22 protein-coding genes are annotated in these 23,752 nt (G+C 72.9%); 10 read left to right on the top strand and 12 right to left on the bottom strand.

Annotated features, from left to right (window positions below):
* Positions 1–19: 19 nt before the first annotated feature.
* From AB0H64_RS13995 to AB0H64_RS13980, 4 genes are all read right to left on the bottom strand, one after another.
* Positions 20–1,351, bottom strand: coding sequence for an extracellular solute-binding protein (locus tag AB0H64_RS13995; RefSeq protein WP_357623710.1), 1,332 nt, complete (start codon positions 1,349–1,351; stop codon positions 20–22).
* A gap of 68 nt (positions 1,352–1,419) precedes the next feature.
* Positions 1,420–3,555 (bottom strand): alpha-galactosidase, encoded by a 2,136-nt coding sequence (locus AB0H64_RS13990; RefSeq protein WP_357623708.1) that lies wholly within the window; start codon positions 3,553–3,555, stop codon positions 1,420–1,422.
* Between the two features lie 219 nt (positions 3,556–3,774).
* Positions 3,775–3,975, bottom strand: a complete 201-nt coding sequence (locus AB0H64_RS13985; protein ID WP_357624063.1) for an aldo/keto reductase — start codon at positions 3,973–3,975, stop codon at positions 3,775–3,777.
* A 52-nt stretch (positions 3,976–4,027) separates the two neighbouring features.
* A complete protein-coding gene (locus AB0H64_RS13980; protein WP_357623707.1) occupies positions 4,028–5,080 on the bottom strand; it encodes a LacI family DNA-binding transcriptional regulator in 1,053 nt (350 codons plus the stop codon).
* 162 nt (positions 5,081–5,242) lie between these two features.
* On the opposite strand from AB0H64_RS13980, the gene AB0H64_RS13975 reads away from it, so the two are divergent.
* From AB0H64_RS13975 to AB0H64_RS13960, 4 genes are all read left to right on the top strand, one after another.
* Positions 5,243–6,178: a CAP domain-containing protein gene (locus AB0H64_RS13975; protein ID WP_357623706.1), complete on the top strand. Its 936-nt coding sequence runs from the start codon at positions 5,243–5,245 to the stop codon at positions 6,176–6,178.
* A gap of 186 nt (positions 6,179–6,364) precedes the next feature.
* The gene (locus AB0H64_RS13970; protein ID WP_357623705.1) at positions 6,365–7,108 is read left to right on the top strand and encodes a class I SAM-dependent methyltransferase; all 744 of its coding nucleotides are present in this window, start codon (positions 6,365–6,367) and stop codon (positions 7,106–7,108) included.
* Positions 7,108–8,223, top strand: coding sequence for an iron-containing redox enzyme family protein (locus tag AB0H64_RS13965; RefSeq protein WP_357623704.1), 1,116 nt, complete (start codon positions 7,108–7,110; stop codon positions 8,221–8,223). Before AB0H64_RS13970 ends, AB0H64_RS13965 begins: the two co-directional genes overlap by 1 nt.
* On the top strand, positions 8,220–9,266 hold the full coding sequence (locus tag AB0H64_RS13960) for a glycosyltransferase family 2 protein (protein ID WP_357623702.1): 1,047 nt from the start codon (positions 8,220–8,222) through the stop codon (positions 9,264–9,266). The genes AB0H64_RS13965 and AB0H64_RS13960 overlap by 4 nt, the downstream gene beginning before the upstream one ends.
* Here the strand turns inward: AB0H64_RS13960 and AB0H64_RS13955 are convergent.
* On the bottom strand, positions 9,256–9,696 hold the full coding sequence (locus AB0H64_RS13955) for a DUF4383 domain-containing protein (RefSeq protein WP_357623701.1): 441 nt from the start codon (positions 9,694–9,696) through the stop codon (positions 9,256–9,258). The two genes, AB0H64_RS13960 and AB0H64_RS13955, sit on opposite strands and share 11 nt — an antisense overlap.
* A gap of 225 nt (positions 9,697–9,921) precedes the next feature.
* Between AB0H64_RS13955 and AB0H64_RS13950 the strand changes: the two genes are divergently transcribed.
* Positions 9,922–11,124, top strand: coding sequence for a hypothetical protein (locus AB0H64_RS13950; RefSeq protein ID WP_357623699.1), 1,203 nt, complete (start codon positions 9,922–9,924; stop codon positions 11,122–11,124).
* A gap of 82 nt (positions 11,125–11,206) precedes the next feature.
* Here the strand turns inward: AB0H64_RS13950 and AB0H64_RS13945 are convergent, their stop codons facing one another.
* Together AB0H64_RS13945 and AB0H64_RS13940 are read right to left on the bottom strand one after the other, a co-directional pair.
* The gene (locus AB0H64_RS13945) at positions 11,207–12,064 is read right to left on the bottom strand and encodes an SAM-dependent methyltransferase (RefSeq protein ID WP_357623698.1); all 858 of its coding nucleotides are present in this window, start codon (positions 12,062–12,064) and stop codon (positions 11,207–11,209) included.
* Positions 12,065–12,263: 199 nt separating this feature from the next.
* Positions 12,264–13,103, bottom strand: a complete 840-nt coding sequence (locus tag AB0H64_RS13940) for a universal stress protein (RefSeq protein WP_357623697.1) — start codon at positions 13,101–13,103, stop codon at positions 12,264–12,266.
* Positions 13,104–13,297: 194 nt separating this feature from the next.
* Here AB0H64_RS13940 and AB0H64_RS13935 point away from each other — a divergent pair, with 194 nt between their 5' ends.
* On the top strand, positions 13,298–13,939 hold the full coding sequence (locus AB0H64_RS13935; RefSeq protein WP_357623696.1) for a response regulator transcription factor: 642 nt from the start codon (positions 13,298–13,300) through the stop codon (positions 13,937–13,939).
* A 104-nt stretch (positions 13,940–14,043) separates the two neighbouring features.
* Positions 14,044–14,544, top strand: a complete 501-nt coding sequence (locus AB0H64_RS13930; protein WP_357623695.1) for a pyridoxamine 5'-phosphate oxidase family protein — start codon at positions 14,044–14,046, stop codon at positions 14,542–14,544.
* Here the strand turns inward: AB0H64_RS13930 and AB0H64_RS13925 are convergent.
* The 4 genes from AB0H64_RS13925 to AB0H64_RS13910 all read right to left on the bottom strand — a co-directional run bounded on the left by AB0H64_RS13925 (position 14,492) and on the right by AB0H64_RS13910 (position 18,742).
* A complete protein-coding gene (locus AB0H64_RS13925) occupies positions 14,492–16,180 on the bottom strand; it encodes a GAF domain-containing sensor histidine kinase (RefSeq protein WP_357623693.1) in 1,689 nt (562 codons plus the stop codon). The two genes, AB0H64_RS13930 and AB0H64_RS13925, sit on opposite strands and share 53 nt — an antisense overlap.
* Before the next feature lie 58 nt (positions 16,181–16,238).
* Positions 16,239–17,225 (bottom strand): hypothetical protein, encoded by a 987-nt coding sequence (locus tag AB0H64_RS13920; protein WP_357623691.1) that lies wholly within the window; start codon positions 17,223–17,225, stop codon positions 16,239–16,241.
* 135 nt (positions 17,226–17,360) lie between these two features.
* Positions 17,361–17,942: a dihydrofolate reductase family protein gene (locus AB0H64_RS13915; RefSeq protein WP_357623690.1), complete on the bottom strand. Its 582-nt coding sequence runs from the start codon at positions 17,940–17,942 to the stop codon at positions 17,361–17,363.
* A gap of 143 nt (positions 17,943–18,085) precedes the next feature.
* Positions 18,086–18,742 (bottom strand): CBS domain-containing protein, encoded by a 657-nt coding sequence (locus tag AB0H64_RS13910; RefSeq protein WP_357623688.1) that lies wholly within the window; start codon positions 18,740–18,742, stop codon positions 18,086–18,088.
* Positions 18,743–18,958: 216 nt separating this feature from the next.
* Here AB0H64_RS13910 and AB0H64_RS13905 point away from each other — a divergent pair, with 216 nt between their 5' ends.
* Positions 18,959–19,609: a pyridoxamine 5'-phosphate oxidase family protein gene (locus AB0H64_RS13905; RefSeq protein ID WP_357623687.1), complete on the top strand. Its 651-nt coding sequence runs from the start codon at positions 18,959–18,961 to the stop codon at positions 19,607–19,609.
* A gap of 19 nt (positions 19,610–19,628) precedes the next feature.
* On the opposite strand, the gene AB0H64_RS13900 is transcribed toward AB0H64_RS13905, so the two are convergent.
* Positions 19,629–22,415 (bottom strand): BTAD domain-containing putative transcriptional regulator, encoded by a 2,787-nt coding sequence (locus AB0H64_RS13900; protein ID WP_357623686.1) that lies wholly within the window; start codon positions 22,413–22,415, stop codon positions 19,629–19,631.
* 160 nt (positions 22,416–22,575) lie between these two features.
* Here AB0H64_RS13900 and AB0H64_RS13895 point away from each other — a divergent pair, with 160 nt between their 5' ends.
* Complete coding sequence (locus AB0H64_RS13895) at positions 22,576–23,028, top strand: carboxymuconolactone decarboxylase family protein (RefSeq protein ID WP_357623685.1); 453 nt, start codon at positions 22,576–22,578, stop codon at positions 23,026–23,028.
* Positions 22,977–23,726 carry an SDR family oxidoreductase gene (locus AB0H64_RS13890; RefSeq protein ID WP_357623683.1) on the top strand — a complete coding sequence of 250 codons (750 nt, stop codon included), beginning with the start codon at positions 22,977–22,979 and terminating at the stop codon, positions 23,724–23,726. Before AB0H64_RS13895 ends, AB0H64_RS13890 begins: the two co-directional genes overlap by 52 nt.
* Positions 23,727–23,752 lie beyond the last annotated feature (26 nt).

Raw genomic sequence — 23,752 nt, 5'->3', positions numbered from 1 at the left:
CTCGCCTGGGGGATGGGGGTCAGAAGCCGGAGGCGCCGGCCGCCTTGGCGAGCTGGGCGAACTGCTTCTGCGTGGCCGCCGCCACCTGCTCGGGCGTGAGGCTGCCGGTGATCATGTCGGCCAGGTTGAGGTACAGGTCGGGGTTGGCCACGGCGAGCGCCTGCATCGAGCCGACCGCGCCGCCCAGCGACTTGTGCACGTCGAGCAGCGCCTGCGGCACCCCGGCCGGGGTGGGCACGTCGGTCTCCAGCGACACGGTCTTGCGCGCCGTGACGAACTCCTGGTAGCCGGGCCCCATCCAGTACGCGAGGAGCTGGCGGGCGGCGGCCTCGCGCTTGGCGTCGCCGGTCCTGAAGGCGACCAGGGCGTTGGACTGGTCGGGGATGAAGGTGCCGACGTTGCCGGACGGGGAGATCGGGAAGAAGCCGATCTTCTTGTCCAGCGTCGCCGTGTCGGCCTTGGCCTGGAGCTGGCCGAAGAACGAGTTGACCTGGACGGCCATGGCCGCCTTGCCCGACAGCAGCGCCTCGCCCTGGTCCTCGAACGTGGCGGTCTTGATGTCGGAGTTGAACAGCCCCTCGCCGATCAGCGCCTTGTACTTCTTGATCGCGTCCAGGATGGTCTTGTCCTCGAACGTCTCCTTGCCGGAGTTGACCCGGTCCCAGAGGCCGTCGCGGGCGGCGTCGGCGAGCTGCACCTGCACCCACCACTGGGTCGCCCACTTGTCGCCGGCCATCTCGAAGAAGGGGGTGACGCCCTTGCCCTTGAGCGTGCGCGCGACCTGGAGCATCTCGTCGAAGTTCTTCGGCGTCCCCTTGACGCCGGCCGCGGCGAAGACCTCCTTGTTGTAGTAGACGCCCTCGACGGCCGGGCTGGTGACGAGCGCGGCGTAGCGGGTCTTGTCCAGCAGTCCCGTGATGTCGCGCAGTTCGGGCGACAGCGACGACAGCCAGGGGGCGTCGTCGAGGGGCTGGAGGTTGGCGCGGGCGTTCAGGGCGGTCAGCATGGACGCGGTGGGCTGCCAGAAGGCCAGGTCGGGCTTGTCGCCGGTGGCCACCTTGGTCTGCACGCCCTGCTCGTACGGGTCGGGGATGGTGACGACGTCGACCTTGGCGCCGGTGGCCTTGGAGAAGGCGGCCGTCACCTGCTCGGGCACGGTGGTGCTGTTCTGCGCGGCCCAGATGGTGAGGGTGACCCCGTCGAGCCGCCCCGTCGGGGACGGCCAGGCCGCGGCGGTCGCGCCCGGCGCCGCGGGCGCGGGCCCGGAGGCGGGATCGCTGCACGCGGTGAGGGCGAGCAGTGCGGTGGCCGCGACGGTGGCGGCGGTGGTGACGCGCGGTGCCAGTTTCACGGTGTGGTTCCTTTGTCCGTGTCCGCCACTATCGTGCCGGACAGTCCCATTGGGGGGCAGATGGGGTGTTACTGAAGCGGGAGCTCGCGGAGTTGGAGGACGCGGGCGGTCGGGGCGGCGACGGCGCAGGCCAGGGTCAGCTCGCCGGTCACGGGGTTCCAGGAGTGCTCCCAGCCCGTCGCCTGTCGGGGGTAGGCGATCCGTACCTCGACCTGGCGGCCGGCGAGGTGCGGGAACGACAGGACGGCGTCCTCGTCCGCGCCGGGCCGCCGCCAGACGCCGACATGCGTGACGTCGCCCGCGCGCAGGCCCAGCGCCAGCCACGGGTCGTCCCAGCCGGGCAGCCCGAGCGGCCAGCAGGGCGCCGACGCGACCAGGTCGGCCCGCAGCGCCTGGTGCAGCCGCACTCCCTCGCGCACGAGCGCCAGCCGCTCCGGGCTCATCGCGTCCAGGTGGCCCGACAGGTAGAGCCGGCCGAGGATGCCGGTGCACATCGTGAACGCGACCTCCTCGTCCGTCATGTCCGGCTGCGGGTACGCCCAGTTGGCGGCCTGCTCGGGCGTCATCGCCAGCGGCGCGGCCACGGCGATCGGCGGGTAGCGCAGGAAGTCCTCCTGGTCGCTGGTGGACTGGAGGTTCAGCCGCGACAGCATCGCGAAGTCCATCCGCATCGCACCCGACGCGCAGTTCTCCAGCACCAGCCCCGGATGCCGGTCCAGGACGCCGTCGATCCAGGCCAGGTGGGCGCGGTTGTGGGCGAGCAGGCCCGCGCCGGCGCTGGTGGCGTCCACGTCGGTGCCCGCACCCGGGTTGATGTTGTAGTCGAGCTTGAAGTAGCCGACGCCCAGCTCCCCCACCAGCCGGTCCACCACGCCGTCGAGGTGCTCGACGGCGGCGGGGTGGCGCAGGTCCAGGTGGTAGCGGCCGTGCTCGGCCAGCCGCTCGCCGCCGCGCTGCAGGAACGCCTCCTTGGGCAGCTCGTCGGCCATCGGGCTGCGCACGCCGATCACCTCCGGCTCCAGCCACAGGCCGGGCGTCATGCCGTGGGCCCTGATGTGCCCGAGCACCTCCTCGACGCCGCCCGGGAACCGGGTCCGGGACGGCCGCCAGGCGCCGACGCTGTCCCACCAGCCGCCGTCCTCGTCGTACCAGCCGGCGTCCACGCAGAAGACCTCGGCCCCGGCGGAGGCGGCGGCCTCGACCAGCGGGAGCAGCCTGGCGGTGGTCGGGTCGCCCATGAGGGTGTTCATGTAGTCGTTGAAGACGACGGGCAGCGTGTCGCGGTCGGGGTGCGGGCGGCGCAGCGCGCGGCGGTGCGCGGTCAGCGCGGCGACCGCCTCCTCCAGCCCGTCCCGCTCCTCCAGGCCGGCGCCGCTCCCCGCCGCGACGGCCACCGAGACGGGGACCGTGGTGAACGACTCGCCGGGGGCCAGGCTCTGGCTCCACTGGTGGTCGAGGTCGGTGGGCCCGCTCACGGCGACGTACACGCCGTCCTGCCGCGCGCCCGTCTCCCAGCGCCACGCGCCGTTGTGCTCGATCTGCCACACCCATGTCTCGCCGGTGACCCGGTCCACCAGGCCGCCCATCGGCACGTGCCGGCCGCTCGACCAGGTGCCCGAGCTGGTCAGCGCGAACGCGCCCCGGCCGTGCTGCCCATGGCCCTCCAGTCCCAGGGCCGGGACCAGCTCGCCGAGGGGCCGCCGGGTCCAGCGGCTCTCCCCCAGCCACTCGCTGTCGGCGTACAGGACGTCGAGGTCGCCGGCGTGGCGGCCCAGGAAACCCGCCGCGAACGAGGTGACGGCCAGCAGCAGCACCGGGGCCGTCCCCTGGTTGGTCACCCGGACCTGGGCCCGGCAGGCGGACACGCCCTCGTACGAGCGGAGCGTCAGCTCGGCGGCCAGGCCGGAGGCGTCGTCGCGCATCGCGAGCCGCAGCACGTGCCAGCCGCCCTCGCGGGACTGCTCGGCCCCCGCGTACCTCAGGCGGCAGCCCACGGCGGTCTCCGACAACCGCTGCGACGCCCGCGCCCGGCCTGTGCCCGGGAGCAGCACCTCCACCAGCGGCTGCGCCGGAGCCCCCGCGGGCCCGGCCGCTCCGCCCGGCGCCAGCCGCCGCAACGCCACCGCCCGGTCGGGGTGGATCTCCACCACCACCGTCAGGGCGTCATGGCCCCAGCGCAAGGTCTGGATCACGTCAGCGGGCATCACACATCTCCTCGGATACGATCCATGTGACCGGTCACATCACTCCGTGGCGTAAGTGTGAGCGGTAACACGGACAAAGAGGAACCCTTCTTTGCCGGATTGTTACCACCGCGTTTCCGGGGAGCCCCGCGGTGGGGACGCCGCCTGCCGGGACCGCCGGTTCCGCCGGTGACGCGACGGCGGGACCGGCGGATCTCGTTCTTTCCGTCCGCTGCGGTGTCAGCGTTCGATCATGCGCATCTGCTGCTCGTTGTGGTGGTCGCCGGCCGCCGGGGGCAGGGCGTCGAGCCTGGCGAGCTGCTCGGCGGTCAGCTCGACGCCGTCGGCGGCGATGTTCTCCTCCACCCGGGAGACCCGCTTGGTGCCGGGGATCGGGGCGATGTGCTCGCCCTTGGCCAGCAGCCAGGCCAGCGCGACCAGCTCGATCAGCGTTCGGTCGTACGGGTCTCGGCCCGCGGTCGCGGGTGGGCGGCTATCCGCGGGACGGGCGTGGAGGGGCTGTGGACTCGCGGATGATCAGGCGGGGCGGGGTCAGGGTGAGGGTCGGCTGGGGTTGGACCAGGAGCTCGGCCACCGCGGCGCGGAGGCACGCCTTGCCCAGCCCCGCGAAGTCCATCCGCACCGTCGTCAGCGCCGGCGTCCAGAAGGCCGAGCCGGGGATGTCGTCGAAGCCGACGATGCTCACGTCACCGGGCACGTCCCTGCCCGCGTCGTACAGGGCCCGGCGTACGCCCTGGGCGATGTCGTCGTTGCCGCACAGCACGGCCGTGACCTCGGGGTCGGCGGCCAGGCGCCGTCCGGCCTGGTATGCGGCGGCGATGTCCCAGCCGCAGTCGATCACGTCCGGCACCGGCGCGCCCGCCCGCCGCAGCGCGTCGTGCCAGCCGGTGTGCCGCCCGCCGGAGCGGCCCTCCGAGGGGATCGCGACGTGGTGGACGGTACGGTGCCCGAGCCCGAGCAGGTGGCCGGTGGCGTCGGCGGCGGCGCCGCGATCGTCCAGGGCGATGGCGACGCGGCCCGTGTCGGGGGCGGTCGGCTCGGTGGCGGCGACCGCGGGGACGTGCCGGGGCAGCGCCTCCAGCACGGCGGCTCCGGACGGGTCGAACGCGATGACCACCACGGCCCCCGCGCTGGGATCGCTGACGTAGTCGACGGTCTGCTTGACGTCGCCGGGCGCCTCCGACTCGACCACGCGCACTCCCACGGCCATGCCCTCCACCCGGGCCGCCTCCTCGATGCCCTGGAGCGTCGAGGCGTAGCCGTACAGCATGGTGTTGGACATGACGACGGTCACGCCGTGGGCGCGGCCGAGGCCGAGGGCGCGCGCGGCGCGGTTGGGTCGGAACCCGAGCCGGTCGATGGCCGCGAGCACGGTGGCGCGGGTCTCGGCGCTCACCCGGGGCGAGTCGTTGAGGACCCGGGAGACGGTCTGGTGGGACACGCCCGCGGCGGCGGCGACGTCGCGGATGCTGGGGACGGCGCCGCCGCGGGAGGCCGCGCGTGCCTCACGCCGGGTGCTGGTCACGATCACATCGTAGGCCGCCCCGCACCGCGCCTCCGACCGCCCCCGCCGTCACTTTCGCCCCTTCCGTCCAACCAATATCTGAAACTTCATGACATGACTGTCAGATGCCGACAGAATGCGGAGTCCATCCAGCCTTACCGCAAAACTGGAGGGAAGCCCCATATGCGTAGACCCCTAGGGGTACTCGCCGGCCTCGTCAGCGTCGCGGCCCTGTCCGCGCCCGTGGCCACCGCTCACGCCGAGTCGGCGACCCTGGCCGCCTGCCGGCTGACCGTGAACCAGCCCGCCCTCACCTCCGCCGGCCGGATCCAGGCGTCCGCCGCCCGGCTGGAGTGCACCCGTCCCGGGCTGGTCCGCGTCCGCATCCTGCGCGCCGTGCCGGGAGACGACCGGGTCGTCAAGAGCGCCGCCGCGCGGGGCCGGGTCAGCCGCGTCACCGTCGCGATGCCGTGCGTGCCCGGCACCTACTACGCCACGGCCACCGACTACCGCGGCAACGCCGGCAAGTCCAAGGCGGTCAAGCTGACCTGCTCCCCCGGCGCGACGGCGACCCCGACGCCCACCGCCACCTCCTCGACCAAGCCGACCCCGACCCCGACCTCGACCTCGGTGCCGACGACGAGCACCACGCCGTCCCCGAGGCCCACCCCGACCTCCACCAGGACCTCCACCCCGACCCCCACCTCCACCGCGACGTCCGGCACGGTCGGCACCGCGGACGAGAACGAGGTCGTCCGGCTGACCAACGCCGAGCGGGCCAAGGGCGGCTGCCAGCCGCTCAAGCACGACCCGCAGCTGCGCAAGGCCGCGTTCGGCCACTCGGCCGACATGGCGGAGCAGGACTACTTCAGCCACACCTCCAAGGACGGCCGCAGCTTCATGGACCGCATCCGCGGCGCCGGCTTCACCGGCGGCTCGGGCTGGGCGGAGAACATCGCCATGGGCCAGCCGACCCCGGCCTCGGTGGTCCAGGCGTGGATGAACAGCTCCGGCCACAAGGCCAACATCATGAACTGCAAGTACACGCTCATCGGTGTCGGCGCCGCCAAGAACTCCAAGGGCCAGATCTACTGGACCCAGGACTTCGCCGCCCGCTGACGCCCGCCGGCCGCCGTGCCCTCCCCGGAGGGACGGTCCTTCCCCCGCGCTCGGGCCTGGGCGCGTGAACGCCCCGCGACGGACTCCCGTCGCGGGGCGTTCCCCTTTCACGGCGGCTCCGCGGGGCGTTTGCCCTGGACCGCCGGGGGCAGCATCACCTGCGGAAACGTGAGGGACGGGGGTCTCATGGCGGCAGCTTTCGACGCCTCCGCCTACGGGCGGAGCATCGCCGACATCTACGACGCCACCGCCCGGGACCTGCCGACCGAGGCCGCCGTCGAGCGGCTGTACCGGCTGGCCGGTGGCGGGCCGGTGCTGGAGTTCGGCATCGGCACGGGCCGCATCGCGCTGCCCCTGGCGGGCCGCGGGCTGACGGTGGCCGGGATCGACGGGTCGCCGGAGATGGTCGCGGAGCTGAGACGCAAGCCCGGGGGCGACCGGATCCCCGTGGCCGTCGGCGACTTCTCCGCCACACAGGTCGAGGGCCGGTTCAGCCTGGTGGCCCTCACCACGAACACGATCTTCGCGCTGCCGTCCCAGGACGCGCAGGTGGAGTGTTTCCGCAACGCGGCCGGGCACCTGGAGCCGGGCGGCAGGTTCGTCGTGGAGGCGTGGGTGCCGGACCTGACCGGCTTTTCCGACGGGTCGGCGCTGCGGCTGCTGTCCCTGTCGGAGGAGGCCGTCACAGCCGAGGCGGCCCGCCTGTCGCCCGCCACGCAGATGATGCACACGACCCGCGTCCGCATGACGGCCGAGGGGCTGCGGCTGCTGCCGGCCAACCATCGCTACGCGTGGCCCGCCGAGCTGGACCTGATGGGCCGCCTGGCCGGCATGACGCTGGAGTCGCGCTGGGCGGACTGGGAGGGCACGCCGTTCGGCGACGGCAGCCGGGGGCATGTGTCGGTCTACCGGCTGACCGGGGAGTCGTGATGCGCCTGCCCCGCGCCCGCGGACCTCTGACCGCGGCCCTGTTCGCCCGCCTCGCCGCGCCGCCGGTAGACCAGGACCGCTTCCGGGGCGCGCCGGCGGCGGGCCACGACCGCTTTCCCGCCGTCCCGCACCGGCCGGCGGGTGCCGACCTGGCCGACGGCGACCTCCAGCTCGCCCTGTTCGCCTGCTACGAGCTGCACTACCAGGGCTTCGACGACGTCGATCCGCGCTGGGAGTGGGAGCCGTCCCTGCTCGCCTTCCGGGCCGCCCTCGAACGGCGCTTCGAGCAGGCGCTGGCCGGGGCGGTGCCCCGGCCAGTGGCCGTGCCGCCCGGGAAGGTGCGGGCGGCGCTGGCCGAGCTGACCGCTCCCGGCTCGGGGCCGTCGCTGTCGGCGCACCTGCGGCGTCACGCCGGGCTGGCGCAGTTCAGGGAGTTCGTGGCGCACCGGTCCGTCTACCACCTCAAGGAGGCCGACCCGCACACGTGGGCGATCCCGCGACTGCGCGGCGGCCCCAAGGCGGCGCTGGTGGAGATCCAGGCCGACGAGTACGGCGGCGGCCGGACGGAGCGCATGCACGCGGAGCTCTTCCGGGCCACCATGCGCGGTCTCGGCCTGGACGACTCCTACGGCGCCTACCTCGGCCGGGTGCCGGGCGTCACGCTGGCGGTGTCCAACGCCATGTCGCTGTTCGGCCTGCACCGCAGGCTGCGGGGCGCGGCGGCCGGTCACCTGGCGGCGCTGGAGATGACGTCCTCGCTGCCCAACCGGCACTACGCCGACGGTCTGCGACGGCTCGGCGGGGACGCCACGGCCGCCCGGTTCTACGACGAGCACGTGCAGGCGGACGCCGTTCACGAGCAGATCGCCGCGCACGACCTGTGCGCGGGACTGGCGGCGCAGGACCCGGCGCTGTCCGGGGACATCCTGTTCGGCGCGGCGTGCGCGCTGGAGCTGGACCGGCTGTGGGCGGAGCACGTCATGGCGTGCTGGCGGCGCGGGGCGTCGTCACTGGACCCGCCCGTACCCCACGAACAGAGCACGACGAGCACGAGAAGCACGGAGACCACGGAGAGCACGGACAGCGCGGGGAGCGCGGTGGCGAGCACCGCATGACGCGCCCGACCGGCACGATCGGCCCGGCGTCGCGGCCGGTGCTCGACTACGTGCTCCCCCTGCGATGGGACGACGACTCCGGCCTGGACGAGCTGACCGGCTACCTGCGCGAGCTGTCGCGGCACGCGCGGGTGATCGTGGTGGACGGCAGCCGCGACGAGTTGTTCGAGCGGCACGCGGAGCGCTGGCGCGCGCTGGTGACGCATGTGCGCCCCGATCCCGGGCTGCGGTTCGCCAACGGCAAGGTGAACGGCGTGACGACGGGCCTGCGGCTGGCCCGGGCGGCGCACGTGGTGATCGCCGACGACGACGTCCGCTACGACGCCTCGGCGCTGGCCGGGATGGACGCCCTGCTCGCCGGGGCCGACCTGGTCAGGCCGCAGAATCACTTCGACCCGCTCCCCTGGCACGCCCGCTGGGACACCGCGCGGACGCTGCTGAACCGGGCCGTCGGCGCCGACTACCCGGGCACGTTCGGGCTGCGGCGGTCCTTCTTCTGGGAGATGGGCGGCTACGACGGCGACGTGCTGTTCGAGAACCTGGAGCTGATCCGCACCGTCCGCGCCCACGGCGGGGTGGAGTACCACGCGCCCGGCCTGTACGTGCGCCGCCTGCCGCCGGACGTCGCCCGGTTCTGGTCCCAGCGGGTCCGGCAGGCGTACGACGACCTGGCGCAGCCCGTGCGGCTGACGGTGTTCCTGTCGGTGCTGCCGGCGGTGGCCGCCGGGCTGGCCCGGCGCCGGTTCGGCACGCTGGCCGTGGCGGCCGGGCTGGTGGTGGGCCTGGCGGAGGTGGGCCGGCGCAGGGCCGGGGGCCGCCGGGTGTTCCCGTGGAGCGCGTCCTTGTTCGCCCCGGTGTGGGTGCTGGAGCGGGCCACGTGCGCCTGGCTCGCGGTGGCGGCCGCGCTGGGCGGCGGAGTGCCGTACGCGGGACACCGGCTGAGGCTCGCGGCGCACAGCGTGCGACGGCTGCGGTCGCGGCCCGGCCGCCGGCCGGAGGACCTCGCCCCCGGCCGGGGCGACTACGCGGACGTCACCTGGTGAGGACGCGGCGGCGCGCCAGCAGGAAGCCGAGCGCGATCATGGCGACGCCGAGGATGAAGTGCAGCCAGTCGTCGGCCGTGTTCAGCGGGACGAAGTTGGCGGCACTGTCCTTGGCGATGAGCAGCCCGTAGATCCACAGCAGCAGGTAGATGACGCCGCCGCCGATCAGGTAGCCCCGCGCGCCGCTCCAGGTGCGGGCGAGCAGGATCCCGGCGATGCCGAAGAGCAGGTGGACGATGTTGTGCAGGATCGACACCTGGAACACGCCCAGCAGCATCGCGTTCGAGTGGCCGGCGAACGCCATCTCGTCGTAGTTCGTGGTGATGCCGGGGATGAAGCCGAGAACGCCGACCAGCAGGAACACCGCACCCACGACGAGGGCGGCGAGCTGGACCGGTGTGCGGTCCGCTTTCATACTCGGGGTGTTCATGAAGGGCCTCCCAGAAAGGGCGGGGCACTGTCACCGTCCGGCTACCCTCCAGAATCGCGCTCAGTCACCACGGTCCGGACAACCGAGATGAGCGGGTCATGTGAGCGGCCCGAGCCGCCGGTCGAGGGGCGCGTGACCGACTGCCGACGCGGCCGTGGGATTGCCTCCGGGGGTCCCGGGTAGGCCGGGCGTACTCATGCGTCGACAGCGGGGGAGCTCGACCACATGACCTTCAACCCGCTGCGGGAGCGCGGCATCCCGCTGGACAGGCAGCTCCGCAACTGGCGTGAGCTCAACGTCACCCCGATCGACCCTGACCACTCCGATCCCTACACCCGGTGCCGCATCATCACGATGAACGGCATCGAGGTCGAGGCGATCATGTTCAGCCACCAGCTCGCCCGGCACTGCCCGGACCTGGAGCTCAAGCAGCAGCTCGCCCGGGTCCGCTACATCGAGGCGCAGCAGCAGAAGGCGGTGAACTGGCTGCTGCCCGGTCTCGCCTCGGTGCTGGAGACCACGATCGCGTACGAGCAGGTGGCGGTGGACCTGACCGCCTGGGTGGCCCGGATGGAGCCGGACCCGTACCTGAAGCAGGCCTACCAGTTCGGCGTGCTGGAGGACTTCGACCACCTCTACCGGTACGCGAACCTGTACGAGATGATCGAGCACCGCAGGGCGGAGAAGATCGTCGACCAGCTCACCGAGGTCATGCCGGGCCGCCCGACGTACCTGCACCACCGGGACCCGGTCGACAACGTGCGCGAGCCGTACGACCGAAGCTCCACGGCGCCGCTCTCGAAGCTGCACGCGCTGACCATCATGTCGGCCGAGCAGCAGACCATGAACTTCTACATGAACGTCGGCCCCACCTACATGGAGCCGATCGCCCGCCGGCTCTACCAGGAGATCGGGCTGATCGAGGAGGAGCACGTCACCCACTACGAGTCGCTGGTCGACCCCGGCGAGACCTGGTGGGAGATGCTGCTCAACCACGAGTACAACGAGTGCTACCTGTACCACTCGTTCATGGAGACCGAGTCGGACCCGAAGGTGAAGGCCATCTGGGAGCTCCACCTCAGCATGGAGCTGGAGCACCTGCGCCTGGCCGCGGAGCTGTTCAAGCGGCACGACGGCCGGGACCCCGAGGAGGTCGTGGCGCCGGCCCTGCCCGCGCCGGTCACGTTCGAGCCGAACAAGTCCTACCTGCGTGAGCTGATCGCCACGCAGATCGACTACACCACGCTCGGCACCGGGTACGTCCAGGACGCCCACGAGCGGTTCGAGAAGATGCAGGAGGCCCTGATGGGGCGCGAGAAGCCGCCGTCGGAGGAGGTCATCCGGGAGAACGCCGACAAGTCGGGCCGTGAGTACCGGCTGGAGACCGAGGGCCCCCACCCGGTGGGCAGCCTGCGCGCCGACCGCTGAGCCGCCAGCCCCGCCCGTTCCCGTGCGGGGACCCGATCCAGGGGCCCGATCCAGGGACACGTCCCGGCGGGAACGGGCGCCGTCAGTGGCGGGCGGGCTCCGGGGAGTCCGACGAGAAGGTCACGCGGCCCACGGCGGCGTCGATGCGGACGGCCGGGACGCCTTCCAGCAGCGGGATCGGCGGTTCGTACTCGTCGTCGTCCGGGATCCGCCACTCGTGGACCGGCGCCAGGCCAGGACCGATGAGCTCGAAGCCCTCGGCCAGCCGCAGCACCTGCTCGCGCGTGCGGAACACCGACTGCGCCGGGGTGCCGGCCGTCGCGGTGCTGAGCTGGGCGACGGCCTCCGGGGCGCTGTCGGCCATGGCGTGGGTGAGGACCAGGTGACTGCCCGGCGCCATCCACTTGCGGAAGTCGGCGATGATCCCGGCGGGGTTCTCGCTGTCGAGGATGAAGTGCAGGATGCCGACCATGAGCACGCCGACCGGCTGCGAGAAGTCGATCAGGCGGGTGACGCGCGGGTCGCCGAGAATGGCGCCGGGCTCGCGCAGGTCGGCCTGGACGGCCTCCACGCCGGGCGAGCTGGCCAGCAGCACCTCGCTGTGGAGCCGTACGACGGGGTCGTAGTCGACGTAGACGACCCGGCAGTCGGGCACGATCTCGCGGGCGACCTCGTGGACGCTGGGCGAGGTGGGGATGCCGGTGCCGAGGTCGAGGAACTGCCGCACGCCCCGCCGGGCCAGATGGCGCACGGCGCGGACGAGGAAGAGCCGGTTGGCCCGGGCGACCTGGCGCGTCTCGGGGGCGACGGCCAGCAGCTTGTCGGCGAAGGCGCGGTCCACCGCGAGGTGGTCCTTGCCGCCGAGCAGGTAGTCGTAGACGCGGGCGACACTCGGGACGCGGGGGTCGACACCGGGCGGCACTCGCTCCAGCTCGCTCACGGGGGCGCCTCCTTCGATCCGAACGCCGTACGGGTCGCGTCCGGACGCCATCCTACTGCGGCCCGCCGACAGGAAGATCGGCTTTCTGGGCCCCCGCCGTAATCGGCGCAAAGTCCACACAACACGACGGATTCTCCCCATACACCACAGAACCCGACGAAATCAGCATGTAGTCCCTCCCCGCACAGCAGGCGGGCGGTCAGGCGCGGATGCGGACCACGGCGAGCGGGCAGGGCGCGTGGTGCAGCATGCCCTGGCTCACCGAGCCGAGCATCATGCCCGTGAACGTGCCGTACCCGTGGGAGCCCACGACCAGGAGGTCGGCCCCGGCGGCGGCCTGCCGGAGCACGGCGACCGGATGCCCGTGGACGACCTCCTCGACCACCGAGACCTCCGGGAAGCGCTCCCGGCGGGCGGCGAAGCCCTCCTTCAGCGCGGCCAGCTCGTCCCGCTCGCTCTCCTGGTCGGCCGGGTCGAAGCCGCCGGCCCGCGGCCAGACCCAGGCGTGGACGGCCCGCAGACTCGCCCCGCGCAGCCGCGCCTCGGCGAAGGCGACGTCGAGCACCCGGGCGGTCGCCGACGACCCGTCCACGCCCACCACCACCTCGCCGCGCGGCGCCACCGGCAGGTCGCGGACCACGACCACGTCGCACGGCGCGTGCCCGGCGACGCCGTACGCCACGGACCCCAGGAGCATGCCGCGCACGCCGCCGAGACCGTGGCCGCCGATGACCAGCAGCTCGGCGCCGGCCGCCGCCCGCACCAGGGCGGCGCGGGGGTCGCCGGGCAGCAGCTCGGTCTCGACGGCGACCTTCGGCTGCTCGCGCCGGGCGCGCTCCCCGGCCGCGGCCAGCACGGTCCGGCCGCCCTCGTGCATCCACCGGGCCACCTCGGCGTACCGGCCGGGGCGGGGCTCGCACGCCCACGACGGCACGACGTGGACGATCTTCAGCGGCACCTCCCGCAGGGCCGCCTCGGCGGCCGCCCAACCGGTGGCCTCCAGCCCGGCCCGCGATCCGTCCACCCCAGCAATGATCATGGTTCCTCCCCTCAGGACCCTCCCCCGGCCCGCGCTCGTGGTCCTTCCCGCCCGTGCCGGCCGCCACGCGAGGGGACGCGCGCGGAGGCCGACGCGACACGCGGGGGGAGCGCAAGTGGCAGCAACGACAGAGGGCCACGATCAGGGACCTTCTGCCCTACCGGAAGCCGGAGCCACCGGTTAGCGTCGGAGCCATGATTCGTGTGTTCCTCGTCGATGATCATGAGGTGGTCCGGCGCGGCGTGGCCGCCCTGCTGGAGTCCGAAGACGACATCGAGGTGATCGGCGAGGCCGGCACCGCCGAATCGGCGATCGCCCGCATCCCCGCGCTCAAGCCCGACGTGGCGGTGCTGGACGTGCGCCTGCCCGACGGCAGCGGGGTGGACGTGTGCCGGGAGGTGCGCTCCCGGATGCCGGGGCTGGCGTGCCTGATGCTCACCTCGTACGCCGACGACGACGCGCTGTTCGACGCCGTCATGGCCGGCGCGGCCGGCTACGTGCTCAAGCAGATCCACGGCTCCGACCTGGTCGGCGCGGTGCGCACGGTGGCCTCCGGGCAGTCGCTGCTCGACCCCCAGACGACCGCGACGATGCTCCGGCGGCTGCGCGACCAGGCCACCCGCCAGGACCCGCTGGCCACGCTCTCGGACCAGGAGCGCCACATCCTCGACCTCATCGGCGAGGGCCTGACCAACCGGCAGATCGGCGAGCGGCTGTTCCTCGCCGAGAAGACCGTCAAGAACTACGTGTCCAACCTGCTGGCCAAGCTCCACATGCAGCGCCGCACCCAGGCCGCCGCGCTCTCCGCCCGCCTGCGGGCCGGCAGGCACGACTGACCGCCGCGGGCCGCCCCGGGCCGGTGCCGATCGACGCCGATCGGCGTCGAGGAAGGGACCTTCGACCCTAAAAGACGGCGGCTCCCGCGACTGATTCTGGAGTCATGCAGACCTTCGACACGTCCGGACTGCGGGTGCTCACGCGCGAGGAGTGCCTGTGCCTGCTGTCCCGCGCACCGATCGGGCGGATCGTGTTCACCGACCGCGCCCTGCCCGCGGTGCAGCCGGTCACCTTCCACCTCGACGGGGAGAGGGTGGTGATCCGCACCAGCCCGGGCTCGAAGCTGGCCGCCGCCACGCGGCGCGCCGTGGTGGCCTTCGAGGCAGACGAGTTCGACGTGGACCGGCGTACGGGATGGTCGGTGACCGCCGTGGGGCACGCCCGCGCCGTGCAGGACCCGGCCGAGATCGAGCGGCTCTCGCGGCTGCGGCTGACCTCCTGGGCGCCGGGTGAGCGCAACCACTACATCGTGGTGGAGGTGGAGCAGGTGACGGGCCGTCAGATCACCCGTGGCGGGGAGGCCGCCGGCCCGCAGGTCACCGGCACACAGGTCATACGGGGACGCTCCAACGGAGACGGGCGCCGCCGCCCGCCGGAGAACTGACCTCGAAGAAGCCGCCCAGGCCGGCGGCGCGCTCCTCCATGTTGCGCAGGCCGCTGCGCCGCCCGCCGTCCATGATCCCCACCCCGTTGTCGGCGACCCTGAGCGTCAGCCGGTCGTCCGCCACCTCCACCGACACGTCCACCCGGGACGCCTTGGCGTGACGCACCACGTTGGACAGCGCCTCGCGCAGCACGGCCAGCAGGTGGTCGGCGACCTCGTCGGGCACGCGATGGTCGAGCTGGCCCTCCATCCGCAGGCCCGGCATGAAGCCGAGATGGCCGCGCGCCGACTCCACCAGGTCCACCACGCGGGCGCGCAGGCTCGGGGCGGCCACGTCGGGAGCGTTCTGCAGGGCGAAGATGGTCGAGCGGATCTGCCGGATCGTCTCGTCCAGCTCGTCGATGGCGTGCTGGAGCCGCCCCGACGCCTCGGGGCGGTCCACCAGGCGCACGGTGCTCATCAGCGTCATGGCGATGGCGAACAGCCGCTGGATGACCACATCGTGCAGGTCCTTGGCGATGCGGTCGCGATCCTCCAGCAGCGCCAGGCGCTCGGCGTCGCGGCGCGCCTCGGCCAGCTCCAGCGCGATCGCCGCCTGCCCGCCGAACGCCTCCAGCATGCGCAGCTCGGAGGCGCTGAACGGCAGCCGCCCCGACCGCTTGGCCAGGGCCAGCACGCCGCGCACGGCCTGCCCGCCGCCCAACGGCATGAGCAGCTCGGGGCCGAAGCCCAGCTCGCGCAGCGGCGACTCGTCGTCGAGCAGGTCGCCCGCGGTGATCGCCCGGCCGCTGGTGAACACCTCTCCGGCGGCGGTGGCGGTCAGCTCGAAGCTCAGCTCCGCCGCGCCGGCCGGCAGGTCGCCCTCGACGAACTCGGGCCGCAGCGTGCGGGCGTCGTCGTTGGGCAGCAGGATCTGCACCAGGTCGGCGTCGGTCATCTGCCGGGCCCGCGCGGCCACCATGGCGAGCACCTGACGCGGGTCCGTCCCTGACAGCAGGCTCGTGGTCACTTCGGACGACGCCTCCAGCCACGTCTCTCGTCGCCGTGACTCCTCGTACAGGCGGGCGTTCTCGATGGCGACGCCGGCGGCGGTGGCCAGCGCGATGACGATGGCCTCGTCCTCCTCGTCGAAGTCGCCGCCGCCGCGCTTCTCGGTCAGGTAGAGGTTGCCGAACACCTCGTCGCGCACTCGTACGGGCACGCCGAGGAACGTGCCCATCGGCGGATGGCCCGGCGGGAACCCGTAGGACTCGGGGTGGTCGGAGATGCGGCCGAGCCGCAGCGGCCTGGCGTCCTTGATGAGCAGGCCCAGCAGGCCGAGCCCGTGGGGCCAGTGCTCGATCTTGGCGATCTCCTCCTCGGTCAGCCCGACGGGGATGAACTGGAGCAGGGTGCTCTGCTCGCCGACGATCCCGAGCGCGCCGTAGCTGGCGTCGACCAGGTTGGTGGCGGTCTCGACGATGCGCCGCAGCACGGTCTCCAGGTCGAGGTCGCTGCCGACGGACACGACGGCCTCGAGCAGGGTGTGGACCCGGTCGCGGGTGCTCAGCACCGCGTCCAGCCGCACCTGGAGCTCGGCGAGGAGCTCGTCCAGGCGCATGTTCGGCATCAGCGGCCGGTGCTCCGCGCGCGTCATACGATCAGTTTCGCACCCCGACGCGCGTACGCCCACCCCGGGCGGGCCGGCCCGGCCCTCACTGCAGCATCTCGGGCAGCGACCGGCGGACGCTCTCCTTGTCGTCGAACGTGATGCCCAGCCGCATGATCATCTGCGGGTACTCGCCGGAGCACAGCTCGTGCCTCAGGAACTCGCGCAGGTGGTACGCCTCCAGCGCCTGCGTGTGGAAGGCCGCGCTGACGCCGTGCGCGCAGGCGTGCAGCAGCACGCGCTGCAGGGCCTGCCCGGCCGCGATCCACTCCTCGCGGGTGTCGCCCGTCGTGGTGAGCAGCGCCACCTGGCCGACGGAGCTGGAGCGGCTGAGATCGGCCTGGCTGCCCCACTCGTGCCGCCAGGCGTAGTCGCGCTGCGGGAAGTCGGGATCCGTGGGCGGCGCCGTGCGCGGGTAGCCCTCGGCGGGCACGCCGTCCCTGCGGGAGCTGCCCGGCGGGCGGGCCCACCGGATGACCTCCAGGGTGAGGACGCGGTCCTGCGAGTGCGCGCCCTGGGCGGCCTGGGTGAGGGCGGCGAGGATGGCCACCGCGACCGGGGCGCGGACCGGTGTGAGCTTGGCCCCCTCGTCCCGCGCCTCCCGGACCAGGCCCTCCAGCAGCCGCTCGGGTACCGGCAGGTCGGTGAACCCGGCCCGGTGGGTGCGCCGCCGCTCGATCTGCCGCCCCATCGCGCGCACGCGCTCGTCGGGCTCGGCCGGCTCCCCCAGGGTGATCGTGGCGATCAGCGAGGGGCGGTCGGGGTCCGGCAGGACGCGTACGACGGGCTCGACGCCCTCGCAGCGCAGCGCCGTACGGATGGTGAACAGGGCGGCGCCGCAGCTGATGAGCAGCTCGCGGCCGGACGGATCGCCCAGGCGCAGCTTGCGGTCCACGTCGGCGCGCAGGCTGATCTCGTTCCCGGAGACGGCGAAGCTCCAGGGCTGGGTGTTGTGCACGGACGGTGCCCAGCGGGCCGCTTCGAGCGCTCCCTGGATGGCGCGCTCCCTGTGCTCTGCCGTACTGATGATCATGGCGATACCTCCCGCTGGTGATGAGACCAGCGCATCACGGGACGGGACCCGCGGGGCAGGGCCGAAGGTCCCGGAGGCGGGGGCCGTGCGCCCCGCCGCCGGGGCCGGCCGGACCGGTGCCGGCAGGCGCCCGGCCTACCCGGCCTCCGGCTCGGACCCGGCGGGCACGTACTGGAGCAGGACCGTGCGGCCGTCGAGCGTGCGCGTCCCGGTCAGGCGCAGGCCGGCCCGATCCCCGTGCGTGGGGAGCAGCCGCCGGCCGCCGCCGAGCACGACGGGGTGCACCACGACGTGGTACTCGTCGATCAGGCCCAGCCGCGCCAGCTCGCCCGCCAGCCCCGAACCGCCGAGGAGCAGCAGGTCCTTGCCGGGCTGCCGCTTGAGCGCGGTGACCTCCTCGGCGAGGTTCGCGCTGACGATCCGGGTGTTCCAGTCGGCCTTGTCCAGCGTGGTGGAGAAGACGACCTTCGGCATCGCCCTCCAGAGCGGGGCGAACTTCACGTCGTGCTCGTCGTCGGAGTGCTGTTCGGCGTCGGGCCAGTAGCCGGACATGACCTCCCACACCCCGCGCCCGTACAGGAAGGTGTCGACGCGGGCGGTCAGCTCGTCGGAGAAGCCGAACAGCTCCGGCCCCACGGCCGGCCAGTCGAACTCACCGTTGGGGCCGTCGATGTGGCCGTCGAGCGAGGTGTGGACGAAGTAGAGGATCTTCCGCATGGCGCTGGCTCCTTGCTGCCGGTGTGGTCGCCGGCCGGTGTGCCGCCGGCCGGCCTTTCACCGCTTGGTCGGAGCCGTCCGCGGGTTCTCGACATCCCCGCGACCCTGTTTCCAGGATTCTTCTCGTACGCCGCCGGGGCAGGTCAGAAGAGCGGCGGCACGATGAGGACGTCCTCCTGGTCGTGCTCCACCTCGCAGACGACGTCCACCACGCCCTCGACGCCGCGGATGGTCTCGGCCAGCGCGATGGCCTGCGACCTGCGCCGGCACCTGCCGCGCACGGTGACCACGCCGCCCTCGATCTCGATCGCGTACGACGAAAGGTCCGGCACCTGGGCCCTGATCCCGGCCAGCAGCTCGTCCGCCGGGCGGGTGAAGACGCGCAGCACGTCGCGCTGGTGCAGGGTGCCGGCGACGCGCCCGCTGACCGGGTCGATCACCGGGAGCTGCTTGACGCGCCGGTCGCGCATGAGCCGCGCCGCCTCCCGCAGGGGCATGCCCGGGGTGACGACGATCGCCGGGGAGCTCATGAGCTGGGCCGCCGTGACCCCGGCCGCCTTGTGGTGGTCGCGGCGCTGCCCGCGCGACTCGAACATCGAGACGCTGTGCCGCAGCGGGTCGCTCTCCTTCAGCAGCAGGTCGTCCTCCGACACCACGCCCACGGGCCGCCGCTCGCCGTCGATCACGGTGACCGCCCCGACGGCGAACCGCTTCATGGCGCCGATGATCTCGCTGAACGACGCGTCCTCCAGGACGGCGATGGCCACGCGGCCCATGACGTCCTTCACTTCCATTGCCATGCTGCCCACCTCTCTTCCTCCTCCCACGCTCCTCCCCTCCCCCGCCACCGGTCAGCGGCGAACGTCCCGCCGCACCGGACCGAAGGTCCCCGGCGCCCCGGCCCGGCGGGCGGTGGATGTCTCAGGCGCCGGGTGGCGGGGTACCGTCCCCGGCACGGCCGCCGCGCGTACGGCGAGGGGCGCGGGCTCGCGTGGTGACTGACAGGGGGGACGGCCATGACCGGCGATCTCGGACGCCGCATCATCTACTACCGCGAGCGGCGTGGGCTGACACGCGAGCAGCTCGCCGAGCGCGCCGGGATGGCGCCCGGCTACGTCGAGTACGTCGAGCTGCATCCCGACACCATCGGCACCGGCGCACTGACCCGGCTGGCCGGGGCCCTGGGCGTCACCTCCAGCGACCTGCTGGGCGGCGAGGCGGACCGGCCGCCCGGCCATGGCCTCGCCCTGGCCTCACCCACGCTGGAGAAGCTCGGCCGCGACGAGTGCCTGCGCCTGATCGCGTCGGGCGGCATCGGCCGGGTGGCCTTCAGCGGCCCGGAGGGGCCGACCGTGCTGCCGGTCAACTTCCGGCTGCTGGAGGGCGCCGTCGTGTTCCGCACGACCCACGGCGGCGCGATGGACCATGCGGTGCGCACGGGTGTGGAGGGGGCGGAGGTCACGATCGGGTTCGAGGTGGACCAGATCGACGAGGCGCGGCGCGAGGGGTGGAGCGTGCTGGTGCAGGGCCCCGCCCACCCCGTCACGGAGGAGGAGCTGCCCGCGGTCACGGGGACGGGGGTCACGCCGTGGGCGGGCGGCCGGCGCGACCTGTACATCCGCATCGTCCCGCACCAGCTCACGGGCCGCCGCATCCACGGCATCTGACCCTCCCCGGCCCCGCCGATCACCTTTGGCGGGAGATCTCCGATGTCGGCGGGAGCCGGGCGACGGCCTCGCGGGCGCGCTTCTCCTCGCCCGGGTTGTTCAGCTCCACGGCCAGACGGAGGGCGGCGGTGTGCAGGCGTACGGCCCGGCCCAGGTCACCCAAGGTCGCCGCGATCTCGGCCAGGCTGTTGAGTGCCTTGGCCTCGCCCCGCCGGTAGCCGAAGCGTCGATACAGCTCCAGCGCCTGCTCGTGATGGTCGCGGGCCTCGGCGTGCCGGCCCAGCCGGGTGCAGGCCGCCCCGAGGTTGTCCAGGGCGTCGGCCTCACCGCCTCGGCTGCCGATGTCCCGGAACAGGTTCAGCGCCTGGCGGTGCAGGTCTGCCGCCTGCGCGTACTGACCCAGCCGCTCGTGGACGACGCCGAGGTAGTCGAGCGTCACCGCTTCGCCGAACAGGTCGCCGATGTCGCGGAACAGCTCAAGGGCGCGCAGGTGCGCCTCCCTGGCCGGCTCGTGGTCGCCTTCGTCCGTGCACACCCTGCCCAAGCCGATCAGCGCCCGAGCCTGACCTCGCCGGTCTTCAGCCGTACGGCAGGCAGCCAGAGCCCGATCGAAGTGCTCACGGGCGATGTCATTGCTGCCCAGCACCTGATGCACCCAGCCGAGATCGGTCAGCGCCCGCCCTTCGCCGGCCGGATCCTCACGGCATCGGGCGGCCCGCAGTGCCTTGCCGTACAGGGCGAGAGCGTCGTCGTGGTGGGCGTGGTCGTAGAGATAGCGGTAGAGCGTGGTGGCCAGCAGGCCGGTGTGCGCCATGTCGCGATCGGCGGCCAGCACCAGGTTGGCTCGTTCGGCGTCCAGCCAGGCCTGCGCCTGTGACACGTCATGGAGGGGTACCGGCGGGGGCGGGAGCTGCTTGACGCGTGGTCGCCGGTGGGCGCTGTCGGGGTAGAGCACGTCCATGGCGGCCGACGCCGTGGACAGCTGGTGGCCGAGCAGCCGGGTCAGCGCCGCGTGCCTGGCATCCGGCGGCTCCTGCTCGGCCACCAGCTGCGCGGCGTACTGACGGAGCAGATCGTGGAAGACGTAGCGGCCGAAGGCGCGTTGCTGGAGCATGTGCGCGTCCAGCAGGTCCTCCAGCAGGTCCTCGGCGCGCTCCACGGGGAGTTCGGCGAGCGCGGCGGCCGCATGGGGTTCGATGTCGCGGCCGGGATGAAGCCCGAGCAGGCGGAAGAGCCGCTGCTGATCGGCGGTGAGCTGGCGATACGACAGGGTGAACGCCGCCGCCACGCTGCGTTCCGACCGGGCCAGCTCGGTGAGCCTGCGGCGCTCGTCCCGCAGGCGTTCGGCAAGATGGGCCACACTCCAGCGAGGGCGGTGCCGCAGGCGGGTGGCGGCGATGCGGACGGCCAGCGGCAGGAACCCACACAGCAGCAGGACCTCCCTGACCGCCTCGGGCTCGGCGTCCGCGCGCTCGCCCACGATGCCGGTGAAGAGCACGACGGCGTCGGGCAGAGGCAGCACGTCCATGGACAGGGCCCGCGAGCCGTCCAGGTCGGTGAGCCGCTGGCGGCTGGTGATGAGCACCAGGCTGCTCGAAGCACCCGGCAGGAGGGGCCGGACCTGGGCGGCGTCGGCGGCGTTGTCCAGCACCAGCAGCACCCGGCGGCCGGCCAGCTCGGCTCGCCACAGCGCGGCCCTTTCCACCATGGACGCGGGGATGCGCTCGGTCGGCACACCGAGCTGCCGCAGCAGCACTTCCAGCGCCTCCGCGGGCTCGAGTGGCCGCTGGCCCGCTGTATGAGCGTGCAGGTCGATGAAGAGCTGCCCGTCGGGGTAGCGCTCAGCGAGCCGGTGGGCGACATGGACGGCCAGCGCCGTCTTGCCGATGCCGGCCATGCCGTCGATCGCCGCGATCGTCACCACCCGGGAGGCGGGCTCGCACAGTTCCTCCACCTGGACCGAGCGGCCGGCGAAGTCGGCGATGTCGTAGGGCAGGAAAGCCGCCGCGGGCTTGGCCATGGCGGCGGGCGGCTCGGCCTCCGCGGGAGGGATCACGGCTGCCGCGGGTCGCTCACCGCGCACGACGGTCTTCTCCACGGCCAGGAAGGCGTGGCCCGGATCCAGCCCCTGCTCGTCGGCCAGTCTGCGGCGGTACTCACGGCCGGCGGCCAGGGCGTCGGCCTGGCGCCCGGCGCGGTGCAGGGCCAGCATCAGCTGTCCGGCCAGCCGTTCACGCAGGGGATGCGCGGTCAGCTCGGCGGCCAGCTGATCGATGAGCTCCGCGTGCCTTCCGGCGGCGAGTTCGAGCTCCACCAGTCGCTCGATCGCGGTCAGCCGCCGATCCTCCAGCCGTGCCCTGGCGCCCTCGGCGAAATGGGCCTGGACGTCGGCGAAGGCGGGTCCGCGCCACAAGGCGAGTGCTTCGCGCAGCGCCCGTACGGCCCGAGCCGGCGCTGACTCCGCCTCGGCCACCAGCGTGGCGAACTCCTGCAGGTCGAGCCGGCCCGGCTCCGGAGTGATCACATAGCCCGCCGGACGGGTCTCCACCAGGTGGGCCGCGTCCGCCGCGCGCAGCGTGCGCCGGATCACCGTCAGCGCGGCGTGCACCTGCGCCCTGGCCGTGTCGGGCGGCGTCGGCCCCCACATCGCCTGACTCAGTCGTTCGACGCTCAGCACCGTGCCCGAGTGCAACAACAGGTACCCCAGAAACGCGCGGTGACGCGGGGCGAGAGAGGGAAGCTCCAGGCCCTCAGCAGACACCTCCACCGCGCCCAGGATCGAAAACCGCACCTTCCCGACGAGCACCCGCAGGAGTCTATATCCACGACGAATCACCGCATCGTGGATGCATCGCCGACGCATCAACCGCCTCCGCGATCCTGGTCGTACAGCGCGGCGGTCACCTTTCCCCGCTCGCCTTCGTCACATGAGCGATGACGATCAGAACCCTCCAGGAGACAACCCCATGCAAGCACGTATGAAGAACCCTGCCCTCGTCCTCCCCGGCGCCATGCAGGCGCTCATGAACCTCCAGAAGGCCACCGACCAGGCCGGGCTGCCCAAGGCCACGTCCGACCTGGTGCTGCTGCGGGCCAGCCAGATCAACGGGTGCAGCGTCTGCGTCGACATGCACGCCAAGGACCTGCGCAAGCAGGGCGAGAGCGACGAGCGGCTCTTCGCCGTGGCCGCCTGGCGGGAGGCCCCGTACTTCACCGACGCGGAGCGCGCCGCGCTGGCGCTGGCCGAGGCGGTCACCCGGCTCGCCGACGGCGGCGAGGTCGGCGACGACGTGTGGGACGAGGCCGCCGACCACTACTCCGAGACCGAGCTCGCCGCGTTGATCATGACGGTCTCCACCGTCAACCTGTGGAACCGGCTGAACGCCACCACCCGGCAGATCGCGGGCGCGGCGTGGTAGCGGTCGCCCTCGTCACCGGCGCGAACAAGGGCATCGGATCGGAAGTCGCGCGCCAGCTCGGCGACCGGGGCATCACGGCGATCATCGGGGCCCGCGACGAGGAGCGGGGACGTGCCGCCGCCGAGCGGCTCGGCCTGCCGTACGTGCGGCTCGACGTCACCGATGCGGCCGGCGTCCGGGCCGCGGCGACGTGGATCGAGCAGGAGTACGGCAGGCTCGACATCCTGGTCAACAACGCCGGGATCATCTTCGACGACGGTCCGCCCAGCCGGACCACCACCGCGGAGGCCCGCAAGATCTTCGAGACGAACGTGTTCGGCGTCATCGAGGTCACCAACGCGATGCTGCCGCTGCTGCGCCGCTCACCGGCGGGACGCATCGTGAACGTCTCCAGCGAACGCGGCTCGATCGGGCGCACCCTGGACCAGGACCATCCGCTGTGGCCGATGCTCAACCTGGCCTACTGCTCCTCCAAGGCCGCCCTCAACATGATCACCGCGTCCTACGCCAAGGAGCTGTGGGACACCCCGATCAAGGTCAACGCGGTCGACCCGGGCTGGGTCAAGACCGACATCAACCACAACGAAGGCATCAAGACCCCTGAAGAGGGCGCCGCGCCGATCGTGGCCATGGCGCTGCTGGACGCCGACGGCCCCACCGCCGGCTTCGTCCAGCACGAAGGCACTCTTCCCTGGTAACCCCCGCTCATCCCTGAAGGAGACGA

This window comes from Nonomuraea sp. NPDC050733, from assembly GCF_040654215.1.
Taxonomy (GTDB): Bacteria; Actinomycetota; Actinomycetes; order Streptosporangiales; family Streptosporangiaceae; genus Nonomuraea.
Note: the sequence above shows the minus strand (reverse complement) of the source record. Positions and strands in the feature narration are given on the sequence as shown.

Bases quoted from the DNA above. Each gene is read 5' to 3' on its own strand.
- AB0H64_RS13990 (WP_357623708.1), bottom strand. From the start codon at position 3,555: ATGCCCGCTGACGTGATCCAGACCTTGCGCTGGGGCCATGACGCCCTG.
- AB0H64_RS13975 (WP_357623706.1), top strand. From the start codon at position 5,243: ATGCGTAGACCCCTAGGGGTACTCGCCGGCCTCGTCAGCGTCGCGGCC.
- AB0H64_RS13970 (WP_357623705.1), top strand. From the start codon at position 6,365: ATGGCGGCAGCTTTCGACGCCTCCGCCTACGGGCGGAGCATCGCCGAC.
- AB0H64_RS13965 (WP_357623704.1), top strand. From the start codon at position 7,108: ATGCGCCTGCCCCGCGCCCGCGGACCTCTGACCGCGGCCCTGTTCGCC.
- AB0H64_RS13960 (WP_357623702.1), top strand. From the start codon at position 8,220: ATGACGCGCCCGACCGGCACGATCGGCCCGGCGTCGCGGCCGGTGCTC.
- AB0H64_RS13955 (WP_357623701.1), bottom strand. From the start codon at position 9,696: ATGAACACCCCGAGTATGAAAGCGGACCGCACACCGGTCCAGCTCGCC.
- AB0H64_RS13950 (WP_357623699.1), top strand. From the start codon at position 9,922: ATGACCTTCAACCCGCTGCGGGAGCGCGGCATCCCGCTGGACAGGCAG.
- AB0H64_RS13940 (WP_357623697.1), bottom strand. From the start codon at position 13,103: ATGATCATTGCTGGGGTGGACGGATCGCGGGCCGGGCTGGAGGCCACC.
- AB0H64_RS13935 (WP_357623696.1), top strand. From the start codon at position 13,298: ATGATTCGTGTGTTCCTCGTCGATGATCATGAGGTGGTCCGGCGCGGC.
- AB0H64_RS13930 (WP_357623695.1), top strand. From the start codon at position 14,044: ATGCAGACCTTCGACACGTCCGGACTGCGGGTGCTCACGCGCGAGGAG.
- AB0H64_RS13925 (WP_357623693.1), bottom strand. From the start codon at position 16,180: ATGACGCGCGCGGAGCACCGGCCGCTGATGCCGAACATGCGCCTGGAC.
- AB0H64_RS13920 (WP_357623691.1), bottom strand. From the start codon at position 17,225: ATGATCATCAGTACGGCAGAGCACAGGGAGCGCGCCATCCAGGGAGCG.
- AB0H64_RS13915 (WP_357623690.1), bottom strand. From the start codon at position 17,942: ATGCGGAAGATCCTCTACTTCGTCCACACCTCGCTCGACGGCCACATC.
- AB0H64_RS13910 (WP_357623688.1), bottom strand. From the start codon at position 18,742: ATGGCAATGGAAGTGAAGGACGTCATGGGCCGCGTGGCCATCGCCGTC.
- AB0H64_RS13905 (WP_357623687.1), top strand. From the start codon at position 18,959: ATGACCGGCGATCTCGGACGCCGCATCATCTACTACCGCGAGCGGCGT.
- AB0H64_RS13895 (WP_357623685.1), top strand. From the start codon at position 22,576: ATGCAAGCACGTATGAAGAACCCTGCCCTCGTCCTCCCCGGCGCCATG.